The organism is Pedobacter sp. MR2016-19, assembly GCF_014947265.1.
Taxonomy (GTDB): domain Bacteria; phylum Bacteroidota; class Bacteroidia; order Sphingobacteriales; family Sphingobacteriaceae; genus Pedobacter.
This window is the reverse complement of the sequence record NZ_JADCNK010000003.1, coordinates 489,331-502,835: the sequence shown is the minus strand read 5'-3', so window position 1 is coordinate 502,835 and position 13,505 is coordinate 489,331. Positions and strand designations below refer to the sequence as shown.

Genomic DNA, 13,505 nt, shown 5'->3' with positions numbered 1-13,505 from the left:
GGGCCATCATTACAAATTGTAATTGTGGCCCTTCATTTTGTAAAGTTTTATATCAGTTACAGATCCATCCCGTTTGCATCGGTTGTTAATATTTCGCTCATATAATCAAAGAAAGGACGCATATTTTTAAATTCCTGATTACAATATGCTAAGTAATCTTTACTTAACACTTCCTGATCAGCAAATCGATGAATTAATAAAAATTGTTTATAACGCAGCAAATCGATATCCTGATGATATCCATCAAAACCTTTTGGAGCAGTCTTTAATTGTTCACCTTTTAAAGTTTCAAATGAAGCAATAAAAGTTTTATCATTTAATATATCTCTTAAGGGCTGGGCATCAAAAGCTATATTTTCCCTTATCAATTTCAAATCTTGTGCTGAAGGCCCGAAAAAGCCACCGGCTACAAAACTATTACCTGGTTCGATATGAAAATAATAGCCACCCCTTCTTTGTTTACCTGCCCGTTTAAAACTTCCGCTCCAGTGTGTTTTATAGGGTGTTTTATCATTAGAGAAACGTGTATCACGATAAATCCGGTATAAACTTTTCTTGCCAGACGGTGTTTCAATTACGTCATGGGTATTCATAAGATCTAATAAATCCTGCGCAAAAGATTCTACGTATGCCAGTTCTTTTTGATAGGCTGTTTTATGGTCATTAAACCACTCGCGTTCATTGTTATTTTTTAATAAGCTTAAAAACTCAAAACTGGAAGACGGTATTTGTTTTATATCGGGCATCGTTTTTAAAATAGGCTAAATCATTCCAAACAAAGATACCATCTGTAAAAGACTAAATTCATATCGCTCAAAAAATTTACCTGATGAAACCCTATTAAATTTTATGAAGAGATTTATTTATTAGCTTTACCTATCATTTGCCATAAACGATGAAACACGATTTATTTTTTGAGCAGGTTTGGGATTTAACCAGAGAAATACCCAAAGGCAGGGTAACTTCTTACGGTGCAATTGCAAAAGCCATTGGCACACCTAATCTATCAAGAATGGTTGCCAGAGCCATTGGTGCTTGCGGGCAAGCACAGCTCCCTGTGCCTTATTATAGGGTAATTAGCAGCAACGGTTTGCTTAGTGGCGATCCATCATCCACAGCAAAAAGACAGGAGCTCCTCGAATACGAAGGCGTAGAAATTAAAAACCTGAAAGTTCAAAACCTTAAAAAGGTATTCTGGGATCCTTTAATTGATCTGGAATAAAACATCATAGACAAAGCTTCTTACCTTTCATTCTTTATTTTATTGGATTTTAACATTCTCAAATAAGGTTTTATATCTAATAAAGCATTTAGTAATTACAATAGCTTTCTTATCTTTGCAACCATCTGTTTTAAATGGATAGCTAATTGGTACTGAAAATTGATTTTTTTCAATATAAATTCAAAATTTAATCAGCTAATTATTCCCTTTTCATTAAAGCACCAAAATTTAACAATAACAAAAAAATGCAAAATCATTATTTTGCAAAAAATACCTGAAATGAGTATAGGATTATCAGAACAAGAAGTATTACGACGTGAGTCGCTAAAACAATTACGTGCACTGGGCATTGAGCCTTATCCTGCAGAAGCGTATGAAGTAAATGCATATGCTGCAGATATATTAGCTAATTATGAAGCAGATAAGACAGCGTACAAGACGGTAGTATTAGCAGGTAGAATTATGAGCCGCAATATTATGGGTGCTGCCTCTTTTACCGAGTTACAGGATTCTACCGGCAGAATCCAGATCTACTTAAAGCGTGATGAACTTTGTCCAGGCGATGATAAAACGCTATACAACACTGTATTTAAAAAACTTTTAGATATCGGCGATTTCATTGGGGTTAAAGGATACGTATTCACTACACAAACAGGAGAAATTTCTGTACACGTTACTGAGTTTAAGGTACTTTCTAAGTCACTGCGTCCTTTACCAATTGTTAAACGTGATGATGAAGGCAATGTTTACGATGGTTTTACCAATCCGGAACTACGTTACCGCATGCGTTATGTAGATTTAACGGTAAATCCTGACTATAAACAGATTTTCGTCAAACGCAGCAAGGTAATTAACAGCATGCGCAATTACTTTGATGAGCAAGGTTGGATGGAAGTAGAAACACCTATCCTACAGCCTATACACGGTGGTGCAGCGGCGCGTCCTTTTGCTACACACCACAATACTTTAGATATGCCGCTTTACCTGCGTATTGCGAATGAGCTTTATCTAAAAAGATTGATCGTTGCAGGTTTTGATGGCGTTTATGAGTTCGGTAAAATGTTCCGCAACGAAGGAATGGACCGCACACATAATCCAGAGTATACTTCGATGGAAATTTATGTAGCCTATAAAGATTATATCTGGATGATGGCTATGGTTGAAGAATGTTTGGAAAAAGTAGCCATTGCAACCAATGGTTCGGCAGTAGTTAAAGTTGGTGAAAACGATATCAATTTCGAAGGACCATACGAAAAACTGACCATGTACGAATCGATCCAAAAATATACAGGAATTGATGTTTCGAAAATGACTGAAGAGGAACTTTTGCAAACCTGTGCATCATTAGGCATCGAAACCGATTCTACAATGGGCCGCGGTAAATTAGTAGATGAAATTTTCAGTGATAAGGTAGAAGCCAATTTAATCCAGCCTACATTCATTACAGATTACCCGATCGAAATGACACCGTTGGCTAAAAAACACCGTAGTGCAGAAGGATTGGTAGAGCGTTTCGAAATATTTGTGAATGGTAAAGAAATCGGAAATGCGTATTCAGAACTGAATGATCCAATTGATCAAAAAGAACGTTTTGAAGATCAGTTGAAACTTGCTGATCGTGGTGATGCCGAAGCAATGGCAATGGATGATGACTTTGTTCGTGCTTTAGAATATGGTATGCCTCCTACCTCAGGTTTAGGTTTTGGTATCGATCGTATCGTGATGTTAATGACCAATCAAAGTACCATCCAGGAAGTTTTATTCTTCCCGCAGATGCGCCCGGAGAAAAAGAAAATAGAAATGACACCTGAAGAAACAGAATTATATGCGTTGGTCTCGGAAGGCGAACAATACCTGTTAACTGAAGTAAAAGGGAAGCTAGCCGATTGGAGCAACAAAAAATGGGATACCACTTTAAAGGCTTTAACAGCAAAAGGAATCTTGAAAGTTACCAAAACAGATGATGGCCTATTTCTATCGCATAAATAGTTAATTTGTTAATATAATGGTAAAACAGGAGACCAGATTTTAACATAAACATAACAAAAACTTAAAAGGCTTGCTAACAAATGTTTAGCAAGCCTTTTCTATATTTACAGCAATCGATAATTAAAATCATTGCGATATGAATACGTCAAGTTTAGAAATCAACGAAAGAGAATACTGCATTAAATTAAGCAAAGATGCTTTTGATTTAACACTGGTACGTCAATTAATAAAAAGAATCCAGGCTGAAGCCTTATTTTTCTCAAGAGTACAAGCTGAAGAAGAAGATATCTTAAGCAAAAGAGCTCAAAGAGAAGAATTTGAAGGATTTGATTATTTAGGAGATAAGTAATAGAAATCGTCATGCTGATCCGATAGTTATCGGATTTATTTCAGCATCTATAAGATCCTGCAATAAATTCAGGGTGACGCGCTATTTTATTAATCAACCTCCAAAGTTCCTTCAACCGAGTCATCCATTGTTTCTCCTGTGATAACTGAGGCTGCCATTTTCAAAAATGCAACAGCAGTACCATGTTTGGTATCCCAGTAATATCCTTCTGATGGGATTACTTTAATTAAAGTAATATTCGGGTCGTCTTTTCCTCCCTGAAACCAGGTTTTAATAAACGGACTCCAAAGTTCATCGATTTTAGCCTGATCCCTGCTGATTTCAGAAATGCCATAAATATTTACAAAACCTGAATGGGCGCCTGCCTGAAACAGCAAATGTGTAAATGGATCGGCAGAGATTTCATCATTTTTATGACTGTCTTTCATGCTCATAAACCAAATATTACCTTCATCATCCACCTGCTGAATAGCCATTGGTCTTACGGATAATGGTATACCTGTTTTAATATTGGTGCAGAAAAAACAACTCTCAGCTTTTTCTGCCAACTCCCTCAGTTTTTCGATGGCTGCTTTGCCACCCAGATCTTTAATGTTATTTTCTTCCTGAGTATTGTTCGTACTTCCTTCTTGTGATGTTGCCATAGGATTAAGATTTTATATTAACTACAATAGAAATTGGGGTTTGGTTTTGAGTTTTTACGGAGGGCGTTAAGCGGAGCGCATATAGATAAATTATAGCGTTTGATTTACTGGATAAAAATTATGGCGTTTTGATCAAAGGCAATATCTTTAATCAATGAATATCAAAAAACCGAAAGCTTTTAAGGCTGAGATTACAATTATAGGCATCAACCCTTTTGTATTTGTACCAGAAGAAGCATTAAACTATATTTTTCATCAATCTGGAAAAAATAAGGGCCAATTACCCATTACAATGAAAATTGATGGACATGAGTTTAAACAAACCCTGGTTAAATATGCCGGAGATTGGCGTTTGTACCTCAATACGCCCATGCGAAAAGCAGCCGGAAAAGATATTGGCGACACCGCAACTTTCGAAATCGAATTTGATACTGAAGAACGGACAATTAGTATCAATCCTAAATTGGTAAAGGCCTTAGCAGAAAATAAACAAGCCAAAGATATATTTGATGGCCTTGCTCCTTATTTACAGAAGGAAATTATACGGTATATTGCCAATCTTAAAACGGAAGAGTCGATTGACAGTAATGTAAAAAAAGCTATTCAGTTTCTTTTGGGTAAAGAACGGTTTATCGGTAGAGATGGGATTTAAAGCATTATTCATTATAGTACAAAGGCCAATTAGTAACTGTCCTTTGCACTATAGTGTTATTTTATAACAATCCTCGCTTTTTAAGCATTGGTTTAATATCAGGGTTATGTCCCCTGAAATTAAAAAACATTTTGCCAAGATCTTCCGTATTTCCTTTTGACAGAATCATATCCCTAAAACGCTGACCATTTGCCCTGGTTAATCCTCCATTTTCCTGAAACCACGAGAAGGCATCATTTTCAAGCATAGAAGTCCAGCTGTAAGCGTAATAACCTGCAGCGTAGCCATTACTCCAGATATGCAAAAAATAGCTGGAGCGGTAACGTGGCGGTACATACGATAAATTTAGATTGGTTTTCTTTAAAGCCTCGGCTTCAAATTTATCTACATCCTGCAATGGAGAACCAGGTGAAATTGTATGCCATTGCATATCCAGATCGGCCGCTGCCAAAGCTTCTGTAAAAATATAGCCCTGGTTAAAAGAACTCGCCTTTTTAATCTTATCCAATAAAGCTTGTGGCATCTGTTTTCCTGTTTGATAATGAAGGGCATAATTCTTTAATATCTTTGGATCTGAAGCCCAATGTTCATTGAACTGGGAAGGAAATTCTACATAATCGCGTGCTACGTTCGCACCTGAAAGACTTGGATATTGCTGGTTGGCAAACAGACCATGTAAACCGTGTCCAAATTCATGAAACATGGTGGTAACATCGTCAAAGCTAATTAATGCTGGTTTTCCGGCTTCGGGTTTTGCAAAATTGCAGACATTATAAATTACAGGTATTGTGCCGAATAACTTAGATTGTGGAACAAGGTTATCCATCCAGGCGCCACCATCTTTGTTATCACGTTTATAGTAATCGCAATAAAACAGGCCTAGCTGTTTTCCATCTTTATCCATCACATCAAACACACGAACATCTTCCTGGTAAACTGGTAAATCTTTACGTTCTTTAAAAGTAATGCCGTAAAGTTGTGTGGCGGCATAAAATACACCGTTAACGAGTACTTTATTTAACTCGAAATAAGGTTTAACCTCATTTTCATCCAGATCGAATTTTGCTTTACGAACTTGTTCGGCATAAAAATCCCAATCCCATGGCTCTAGTTTAAAGCCACCTTTTTGCTGATCGATTACGGCCTGTATATCTGCCGCTTCACTTTTTGCCTTCGCGGTAGCAGCAGGAATAACTTTGCCAAAAAAATCTTCTACTGCTTCAGGTGTTTTAGCCATCTGATTTTGCAATTTCCAGGCTGCATAATTTTTAAAGCCAAGCAATGCCGCCTGAGCAGAACGGATTTGTGCAATTCTTGAAATTATTTTGCGGGTATCGTTTGCATCGCCTTTTTCTGCCCTGTTCCATGATTTCTTAAAAAGTTCTTCTCTCTTGGCACGATCGGTCATTGATTGCAATTCGGGCTGTTGCGTAGTATTTTTTAAACCTTTACCCGCTGCCTGTAACTGTGCGGTAAATTTCGCGCCCAAAGTAGCTTCTTCTTTATTCAGCTCTTTAAGCTTGTTCTTGTCAGCGTCAGATAGCTTTGCTCCTGCCAATTCAAATTTTTGGTAATAATACTCCAGTAAGCGCAACGATTCGGCATCCAGTTTCAGCTGATTTTTCTTTTTAAAAAGGGTTTCTACCCGATTAAATAGTTTCGTATTCAAATAAATGGCATCGGTATTTGCAGTTAGTTTAGGCGCTTCCTCTTCTTTAACCTTTTGCAATTCAGGATTGGTATTCGCACCTGTAAGCAGGTTAAAAACCATACTTGTACGGCTCAGCAATTGTCCGCTTTTTTCGATGGCCAAAATTGTATTTTCAAAGCTGGGTATATCGCTCTGATCTGCAATTTTCTGAATTTCATCCATTTGCTGCTTCATTCCTTCTTCCAATGCCGGTTTAAAATCGCCGTTTTTTATTTTGTCGAAAGCAGGAGCCTGAAAGGCAAGTTCGCTTGCCTTAAAAAAAGGATTAGCCGATGAAAAGCTTTCACTGCTTTCTTCAGTATTTTTTTTGTTATTGCAGGCACCTAGGATGGCTAAAAAAGCCACCATGGGTAAATAAGATACTTTTTTCATGAATATTTAAAAGTTAGGTATCCATAAAAATAGTAATTTATATGTTGCAATTTTCAATAAACAAAACTGAGATTAAACAAAAAAGCCATCTCAATTTTGAAATGGCTCTATATAAAATGTAATCAGTACTATCTGTAACGAACTTGCTGCTGTTTGTCCATCATACCCATCTGATCTTTCATTTGTTTAATCTGATCGGCCAGTAATTTATTTTTATCTGCTTTTTTCGCTTCAGCAAGATACATGGTTGCTTCGCGTTTGTTACGTTTAGCCATTGCAATACCTGCTAAACTTAATTTTGCCAAAGCAATGTTATGATCCATTTGCATGCCCAGGCTCAAAGCAGCTTTGAAATATTTTTCTGACTTCATCGGTGCTGTTCTGCTTTCGATTAACCCGATCAATAAATTATAATAACCATGTTGAACTTTAATCAACTGCGTTTCATAATTGGTAATCCGATCTAAAAACATTTTTGCTTTAGGCATGTTATCTTTTCTGAGGAACCATTGTGCTAAAAGCATGTTCTCATTAAAGAAATAGGTTACCAGTACAATTATCCCCAATAAAATGGAAACAATACCCCAAGGCCAGAAACCGAAAATAAATAAAGCTACTGCGCCACCCAGTAAAGCAAACCCCGCAATTAATCTGATAATATTTGGCATAAATTTATTCTAATTGTTTTTTTTGCAAATATCGTGTTTAAATGGCAGAAATTAGATTTTAAAACAATAATTTCAGTAAAAATTTAAAAGCTCACAAAAACCATCCCGTAAATATGAAAATCCTCTTATCTATAACCCTAATTGTAATCGCAATGAACGTTTCTGCACAGGAAGTTAATAAAAAAATCCACGATCAAGTTCACAATAAAGATATCTTAATCAATGCTTGTACGCGTGAAGGTATTACCACTTTTCCTGAGTTTAAAGAAATGTATGATCCACTTTATGCGGCATATATACCAGATGCGGCAACCATGATCGAATTGAAAAAACTGGTTAAAAATGAAAAGATCAAAATTGTTTTAGGTACCTGGTGTGGCGACAGCAAAGCAAATGTTCCGAACTTTTTTAAAATTTTAGATGCCTTACACTTTAAAGAGAAAAACATAGAAATTATAGCCGCTGACGGTAATAAAAAAGCTGAGAATGGCATTTTAGACGGCCTTGATATTTCGAGGGTACCCACATTTATAGTTTTTGATAAAAAAGGCAATGAACTTGGCAGGATTACAGAAGGGCCAAAAACAAGCCTTGAGGGGGATTTATTGGCGATATACAAGAAGAAGTCTTAAACTTTTTGAGAGGTTTTGGTTGATGGTCCATAGTTTCATGGTTGATTGCCTAAGTCGTCATTCATAGTCGATTACTTATTGGCTTATGCTTAGCCACCCTGACCATTGACCATGATCTATCAAACCATCGACTAAAAATTTATTTACAAGACATTACCTGAAATCCATTTTACATTATACATCTTACATCAATATTATGTCTGCAGCATTAGAACCAGGTTGGTTAGCCGTTTTAGAGGAAGAATTTGAAAAAGACTACATGAAAAACCTGAAGTCTTTTTTACAGGAAGAGAAAAACAATGGTACAACGGTTTATCCTAAAGGCGCTGATATTTTCAATGCACTAAACACCACTCCTTTTGATCAGGTTAAGGTGGTGATATTGGGCCAGGATCCTTATCATGGCGTTGGCCAGGCACACGGCCTTTCTTTTTCAGTGCAACGCGGAGTAGCAGTTCCGCCCTCATTAAAAAATATTTATAAAGAACTGGAAACTGATATCGAGGGCTTTAAAACACCAAATCATGGCCACTTAACCCATTGGGCAGAACAGGGGGTATTATTGCTCAATGCCACATTAACAGTCCGTGCTTCGGAGGCTGGTTCACACCAAAACCGGGGATGGGAAATTTTTACAGATGAAATAATTAGAGCTTTATCTCAAAAACGCGAACACATTGTTTTTTTGTTATGGGGTAAATACGCTCAGCAAAAGGCATCATTAATAGATCAAAAGAAACATTATGTACTTACAGCTGCTCACCCATCGCCATTTTCGGCCTACAATGGTTTCTTTGGATCAAAACATTTTTCGAAAGCAAATCAGCTTCTGGTACAGAATAATTTAACACCAATCGACTGGAACTTACCAGCCTAATGAATACTTATTTTATCAGTGGTTTAGGTGCCGATAAAAGGATTTTTTCTAAACTTAAGCTCGATGAAAAGATCAATATCATTCATATAGATTGGATCAATCCGGTTAAAAATGAATCACTGTCCGCTTATGCAGAAAGGTTGAGCAAAGTTATCGACAAATCTCAACCTTTTGCTTTGGTCGGGGTTTCTTTTGGAGGGATGATCGCGGTAGAAATAGCGAAGGTCTTAAAACCCATTACTACTGTTATCATTTCCAGCACCATGTTGAGTACTCAGCTGCCAACATTATACTGCATCGCAGGGAAACTTAGACTGTTGAATTTTATTCCAGCAAGGCTTTTAAAATCATCGAACAAACTTACCCAAAACTATTATTTCGGTACACGATCTAGCAGTGAAAAAACATTACTGAGCAAAATTATTAAGGATACTGATCCCTATTTTTTGAAGTGGGCTATTGGAAGCATACTAAGCTGGGAGAATAAGGTTAAACCAGAAAGGATTTTTCAAATTCATGGCACGAATGATAAAATCCTCTATTCTAAAAAAGCAACACCCGATTTTGTGATCGAAAATGGAACCCACTTCATGGTTTATCAAAATGCAGCGGAAATTTCAGGAATTATTGATAAATTGCATTTATAATTCGATCAACGAATTGTTTAAATCATCCCAAAAACATTATCAACTAATTAATGGATTTTATGATGAACAAAACTTTTCTCGACCAGTTGGAATACAAGGTTACAGGTGCTTATATTGAAGTAAACAAAATTCTCGGTCCTGGCCTCCTTGAAAGCGTGTATAAAAAGTGCTTAATGTGGGAATTACAATTGCAGGGTATAAATTTTGCCGCTGAACATCCAATTATACTTTCTTACAAAGAAGTTTTATTAGATACAACACTTAAAGTAGATTTGGTTATTGAAAACTGCTTAGTATTAGAGTTAAAAGCAGTTGAAAGTATATTGCCTATTCATGAGGCGCAGATCTTAACGTATATGAAATTGCTTAAAATACCTAAAGGCTTGTTGATTAACTTCAATTCAACCAATATTGTTCATAATGGAAAAAAGAGTTTCGTAAACGAATTTATGTACGGCATTGACAATTAAACAATTAGTATGAAAGCCCAACTTAGATGGTCTCAGGTGGCTTAGGTGGTAAAAAATTAGATGAACCACCTAAGTCACCTGAATACACCTTAGCTTTTTAGCAACTATTATTGTTTGCTATTAATACTCCAAAGGCACAATCGGTTCTTTCTTTGTAGTCGACATGATCATCATCGTCTGGAATGTTTTCACTACAGAAATCTTACTAATTTTATCCATAATTAAACGTTCGTACGCTTTAATGTCTTTCACATAAACCTTTAGTAGAAAATCGGCCTGACCGGTAACGTGGTGACATTCGGTAATTTCTTTAATTTGATTTACTTCATCCAAAAAGATCTGGATGGTATTGTTTTTATGAAAATCGAGTTGAATCTGGATAAAGGTTTTAATACCTAAACCTAGTTTTTCTTCATCCACCAGGGCATGATAACTTTTAATATATCCCGCCATTTCGAGCTTACGTACACGCTCTAAAGTTGGTGCAGGTGATAGACCAATTTCTTGTGATAAAAGTAAATTGGTAATTCTTCCGTTCTCTTGAAGAATTCTTAAAATTTTAAAGTCAATTTTATCTAATTCAGATGCCATATGGTGTTAAAGGTATTTCAGAATACAAACATAACCAAATTAAATTCTAAATTTTAACATAATTTATCATATATATTTTAAATAATAATTTTTAGATTTACCTAAAAATAAAATTAGATAAACATAAATGCAAAGTTATACCGAAGAGAACTATCTAAAGACTATTTATCATCTGGCGGAAAAAACAATAAATGTTCAAACCAATGCTATTGCTGAGCAAATGCAAACCAAGCCAGCATCGGTTACTGATATGATTAAGAAATTAGCCGATAAGGGCCTGATTGATTACATAAAATACCAAGGGGTTACCTTAACAGAAACAGGAAAAAATACAGCGATAGATATTGTTCGTAAGCATAGATTATGGGAAGTTTTTTTAGTAGACAAATTAAACTTTAAGTGGGATGAGGTACATGATGTAGCCGAAGAGTTAGAACATATTAAATCGGTTGAGCTGATTGAAAGATTAGATGAATTTTTAGGTTTTCCGAAAGCAGACCCTCATGGCGACCCGATCCCGGATAAAAACGGACGATTTGCTAAAACCCAGTTTATTAAACTGATCGAATTAAAAGTGGGAGATTCGGGTACCATTACCGGAGTGAGTCAGCACAGTTCTCCTTTTTTAAAACATTTAGAAAAATTAGGGCTTACGCTAGGCAAACAAATCCAGGTTAGCGATGTTACCGATTTCGATGGTTCAGTTGAGATCCGGTTATCCGATAAACAAGTTAATATTAGTAGAGAAGTTGCAAAACATATTTTAATCAGCAGTAATGGCAAAAACTGAATCCCTAAGTGAAGTACATCAAAGCGTAAATACAGATAAAAGAAAAGGCTGGAAAAGAATTTTAGCTTTTATTGGTCCTGCCTATTTAATTAGTGTGGGCTACATGGATCCGGGTAACTGGGCAACAGATTTAGCGGGTGGTAGTAAATTTGGTTACCAATTGATCTGGGTTTTACTCATGTCGAACCTCATTGCATTGCTTTTGCAATCGCTGAGTGCCCGTTTGGGTATTGTGAGGGGATTGGATTTGGCCCAGGCTTCAAAACAGGCTTACCCCCGATGGGCGAATATTCCATTGTTTGGATTGGCACAAACCGCGATTATTGCCTGCGATCTGGCAGAAATCATTGGGATGGCCATCGGCTTACAGTTACTTTTTGGCCTGCCATTAATCTGGGGCATTTCGATTACCATTTTCGATACCATTTTATTGCTTTTTTTACTAAATAAAGGCATGAGAGCCATGGAAGGTTTTATCGTTTCGATGGTTTTTATCGTGGGGATTTCCTTTTTGGTTGAAATGTTTATTGTAGAACCATCACTTAAAGAAATTGCGAAAGGTTTTGAACCCTCCATCCTAAATGGTGATGCACTTTATATTGCCATTGGGATTATCGGCGCAACAGTAATGCCGCACAATCTTTACCTTCATTCTTCTTTGGTACAGACCAGAAAAATTGAACGGAGCAATAAAGGGATTAAAGAAGCTTTAAAGTTTAACCTGATTGATACCACCGTAGCTCTAAACCTGGCCTTTTTTGTTAATGCAGCCATATTGATTCTTGCTGCTGCAGCTTTCTATAAAAATGGCTTACACGAAGTAGCCGAAATTCAGGATGCGCATAAATTACTTTCTAATATTTTTGGCAATGTAGCCCCAACTCTATTTGCCATCGCGCTAATTGCAGCCGGACAAAGCTCTACCGTTACCGGAACTTTAGCCGGACAGATTATTATGGAAGGGCACATCAATTTAAGGATCCAACCTTGGCTACGGCGTTTGATTACGCGCCTTCTGGCAATTATTCCTGCATTTTTCACCATCCTGCATTATGGCGACGATGCCCTTGGTGGCTTATTGGTGTTAAGTCAGGTGGTTTTAAGTTTGCAGTTGGGTTTTGCCATTATTCCTTTGATCCATTTTACATCAGATAAAAAACAGATGAAAGATTTCGCGATCAAACCTTGGGTAAAGGTTTTGGCCTGGGCAAGCGCCATAGCCATTATTGCACTCAATGTAAAACTGGTTGTTGAAGAAATAAGCGGCTGGGCAAAAGAAGCCAATAACTGGTGGATTTATGCGATTGTAATACCAGCATTAATCCTAATTGTACTACTCCTGCTCTATGTTTTCTTCCATCCACTATTGGAAAAGAAAAAAGATGCATCCAAACAAATTGTGCCTCATGGAGATGCTTTGGATATCGGCAAAATCGACAAGATCACCTATACAAAAATTGGTATTGCAGTAGACTTCTCTAAAAACGACAGAAACACGATCAGGCATGCTTTAATTCAAGGTGGTAAAGATGCGCACTATTACCTGATCCATGTTGTAGAAACTGCTGCTGCCCGCTATCTTGGTAAGGAAGTAATGGACCATGAAACACAGAGCGATGCTGCTAACCTGGAAAGATACAGAACTAATCTCGAAGACCTTGGATATGATTCTACACCATTCATTGGTTTTGGAAACACCGGTAAAGCCATAGCCGATATTAGTAACCGGAACGAAATGGAACTTTTGGTAATGGGTGCACATGGACATAAAGGTTTAAAAGACCTTATTTTCGGCACTACGGTAGATTCGGTGAGGCACAAGGTGAATATTCCTGTATTGATTATCAGGTAGTCTATTTAGCTACCTCCCTAGCTTACGCCATACGCAGAG

15 protein-coding genes are annotated in these 13,505 nt (G+C 36.9%); 10 read left to right on the top strand and 5 right to left on the bottom strand.

Going from position 1 to position 13,505, the window contains the following annotated elements:
• Nucleotides 1-56: 56 nt before the first annotated feature.
• A complete protein-coding gene (locus IM793_RS06745; protein WP_193420306.1) occupies nt 57-746 on the bottom strand; it encodes a DUF2461 domain-containing protein in 690 nt (229 codons plus the stop codon).
• A 149-nt stretch (nt 747-895) separates the two neighbouring features.
• Here IM793_RS06745 and IM793_RS06740 point away from each other — a divergent pair, with 149 nt between their 5' ends.
• From IM793_RS06740 to IM793_RS06730, 3 genes are all read left to right on the top strand, one after another.
• Complete coding sequence (locus IM793_RS06740) at nt 896-1,222, top strand: MGMT family protein (protein WP_193420305.1); 327 nt, start codon at nt 896-898, stop codon at nt 1,220-1,222.
• Between the two features lie 279 nt (nt 1,223-1,501).
• Nucleotides 1,502-3,211, top strand: coding sequence for a lysine--tRNA ligase (lysS, locus tag IM793_RS06735; protein ID WP_193420304.1), 1,710 nt, complete (start codon nt 1,502-1,504; stop codon nt 3,209-3,211).
• Between the two features lie 136 nt (nt 3,212-3,347).
• Nucleotides 3,348-3,560: a hypothetical protein gene (locus IM793_RS06730; RefSeq protein ID WP_029275714.1), complete on the top strand. Its 213-nt coding sequence runs from the start codon at nt 3,348-3,350 to the stop codon at nt 3,558-3,560.
• 89 nt (nt 3,561-3,649) lie between these two features.
• On the opposite strand, the gene IM793_RS06725 is transcribed toward IM793_RS06730, so the two are convergent.
• Nucleotides 3,650-4,204: a pyridoxamine 5'-phosphate oxidase family protein gene (locus IM793_RS06725; protein ID WP_193420303.1), complete on the bottom strand. Its 555-nt coding sequence runs from the start codon at nt 4,202-4,204 to the stop codon at nt 3,650-3,652.
• Nucleotides 4,205-4,358: 154 nt separating this feature from the next.
• On the opposite strand from IM793_RS06725, the gene IM793_RS06720 reads away from it, so the two are divergent.
• Nucleotides 4,359-4,856, top strand: coding sequence for a YdeI/OmpD-associated family protein (locus IM793_RS06720; protein ID WP_193420302.1), 498 nt, complete (start codon nt 4,359-4,361; stop codon nt 4,854-4,856).
• Nucleotides 4,857-4,917: 61 nt separating this feature from the next.
• Here the strand turns inward: IM793_RS06720 and IM793_RS06715 are convergent, their stop codons facing one another.
• Together IM793_RS06715 and IM793_RS06710 are read right to left on the bottom strand one after the other, a co-directional pair.
• A complete protein-coding gene (locus tag IM793_RS06715) occupies nt 4,918-6,939 on the bottom strand; it encodes a M3 family metallopeptidase (protein ID WP_193420301.1) in 2,022 nt (673 codons plus the stop codon).
• 128 nt (nt 6,940-7,067) lie between these two features.
• Complete coding sequence (locus IM793_RS06710; protein WP_121284716.1) at nt 7,068-7,607, bottom strand: DUF2892 domain-containing protein; 540 nt, start codon at nt 7,605-7,607, stop codon at nt 7,068-7,070.
• A 113-nt stretch (nt 7,608-7,720) separates the two neighbouring features.
• Here IM793_RS06710 and IM793_RS06705 point away from each other — a divergent pair, with 113 nt between their 5' ends.
• The 4 genes from IM793_RS06705 (at nt 7,721) to IM793_RS06690 (ending at nt 10,233) form a co-directional block, all read left to right on the top strand.
• The gene (locus IM793_RS06705) at nt 7,721-8,239 is read left to right on the top strand and encodes a thioredoxin family protein (RefSeq protein WP_121284715.1); all 519 of its coding nucleotides are present in this window, start codon (nt 7,721-7,723) and stop codon (nt 8,237-8,239) included.
• A 196-nt stretch (nt 8,240-8,435) separates the two neighbouring features.
• Nucleotides 8,436-9,116 carry a uracil-DNA glycosylase gene (ung, locus tag IM793_RS06700; RefSeq protein WP_193420300.1) on the top strand — a complete coding sequence of 227 codons (681 nt, stop codon included), beginning with the start codon at nt 8,436-8,438 and terminating at the stop codon, nt 9,114-9,116.
• Nucleotides 9,116-9,763, top strand: a complete 648-nt coding sequence (locus tag IM793_RS06695) for an alpha/beta hydrolase (RefSeq protein ID WP_193420299.1) — start codon at nt 9,116-9,118, stop codon at nt 9,761-9,763. Before ung ends, IM793_RS06695 begins: the two co-directional genes overlap by 1 nt.
• 59 nt (nt 9,764-9,822) lie before the next feature.
• Nucleotides 9,823-10,233 (top strand): GxxExxY protein, encoded by a 411-nt coding sequence (locus tag IM793_RS06690; RefSeq protein WP_227256161.1) that lies wholly within the window; start codon nt 9,823-9,825, stop codon nt 10,231-10,233.
• Nucleotides 10,234-10,353: 120 nt separating this feature from the next.
• Here IM793_RS06690 and IM793_RS06685 read toward each other — a convergent pair whose 3' ends face one another.
• Entirely contained in the window at nt 10,354-10,824 is a 471-nt protein-coding gene (locus tag IM793_RS06685; RefSeq protein WP_025142637.1) for an Lrp/AsnC family transcriptional regulator, read from the bottom strand.
• Nucleotides 10,825-10,951: 127 nt separating this feature from the next.
• On the opposite strand from IM793_RS06685, the gene IM793_RS06680 reads away from it, so the two are divergent.
• Together IM793_RS06680 and IM793_RS06675 are read left to right on the top strand one after the other, a co-directional pair.
• Entirely contained in the window at nt 10,952-11,614 is a 663-nt protein-coding gene (locus IM793_RS06680) for a metal-dependent transcriptional regulator (protein ID WP_193420298.1), read from the top strand.
• Nucleotides 11,601-13,466, top strand: coding sequence for an Nramp family divalent metal transporter (locus IM793_RS06675; RefSeq protein WP_193420297.1), 1,866 nt, complete (start codon nt 11,601-11,603; stop codon nt 13,464-13,466). The genes IM793_RS06680 and IM793_RS06675 overlap by 14 nt, the downstream gene beginning before the upstream one ends.
• The last annotated feature ends 39 nt before the right edge of the window (nt 13,467-13,505 follow it).

Coding starts and splice junctions, on each gene's coding strand:
- IM793_RS06745 (WP_193420306.1), bottom strand. CDS start 746: ATGCCCGATATAAAACAAATACCGTCTTCCAGTTTTGAGTTTTTAAGC.
- IM793_RS06740 (WP_193420305.1), top strand. CDS start 896: ATGAAACACGATTTATTTTTTGAGCAGGTTTGGGATTTAACCAGAGAA.
- lysS (WP_193420304.1), top strand. CDS start 1,502: ATGAGTATAGGATTATCAGAACAAGAAGTATTACGACGTGAGTCGCTA.
- IM793_RS06730 (WP_029275714.1), top strand. CDS start 3,348: ATGAATACGTCAAGTTTAGAAATCAACGAAAGAGAATACTGCATTAAA.
- IM793_RS06725 (WP_193420303.1), bottom strand. CDS start 4,204: ATGGCAACATCACAAGAAGGAAGTACGAACAATACTCAGGAAGAAAAT.
- IM793_RS06720 (WP_193420302.1), top strand. CDS start 4,359: ATGAATATCAAAAAACCGAAAGCTTTTAAGGCTGAGATTACAATTATA.
- IM793_RS06715 (WP_193420301.1), bottom strand. CDS start 6,939: ATGAAAAAAGTATCTTATTTACCCATGGTGGCTTTTTTAGCCATCCTA.
- IM793_RS06710 (WP_121284716.1), bottom strand. CDS start 7,607: ATGCCAAATATTATCAGATTAATTGCGGGGTTTGCTTTACTGGGTGGC.
- IM793_RS06705 (WP_121284715.1), top strand. CDS start 7,721: ATGAAAATCCTCTTATCTATAACCCTAATTGTAATCGCAATGAACGTT.
- ung (WP_193420300.1), top strand. CDS start 8,436: ATGTCTGCAGCATTAGAACCAGGTTGGTTAGCCGTTTTAGAGGAAGAA.
- IM793_RS06695 (WP_193420299.1), top strand. CDS start 9,116: ATGAATACTTATTTTATCAGTGGTTTAGGTGCCGATAAAAGGATTTTT.
- IM793_RS06690 (WP_227256161.1), top strand. CDS start 9,823: ATGATGAACAAAACTTTTCTCGACCAGTTGGAATACAAGGTTACAGGT.
- IM793_RS06685 (WP_025142637.1), bottom strand. CDS start 10,824: ATGGCATCTGAATTAGATAAAATTGACTTTAAAATTTTAAGAATTCTT.
- IM793_RS06680 (WP_193420298.1), top strand. CDS start 10,952: ATGCAAAGTTATACCGAAGAGAACTATCTAAAGACTATTTATCATCTG.
- IM793_RS06675 (WP_193420297.1), top strand. CDS start 11,601: ATGGCAAAAACTGAATCCCTAAGTGAAGTACATCAAAGCGTAAATACA.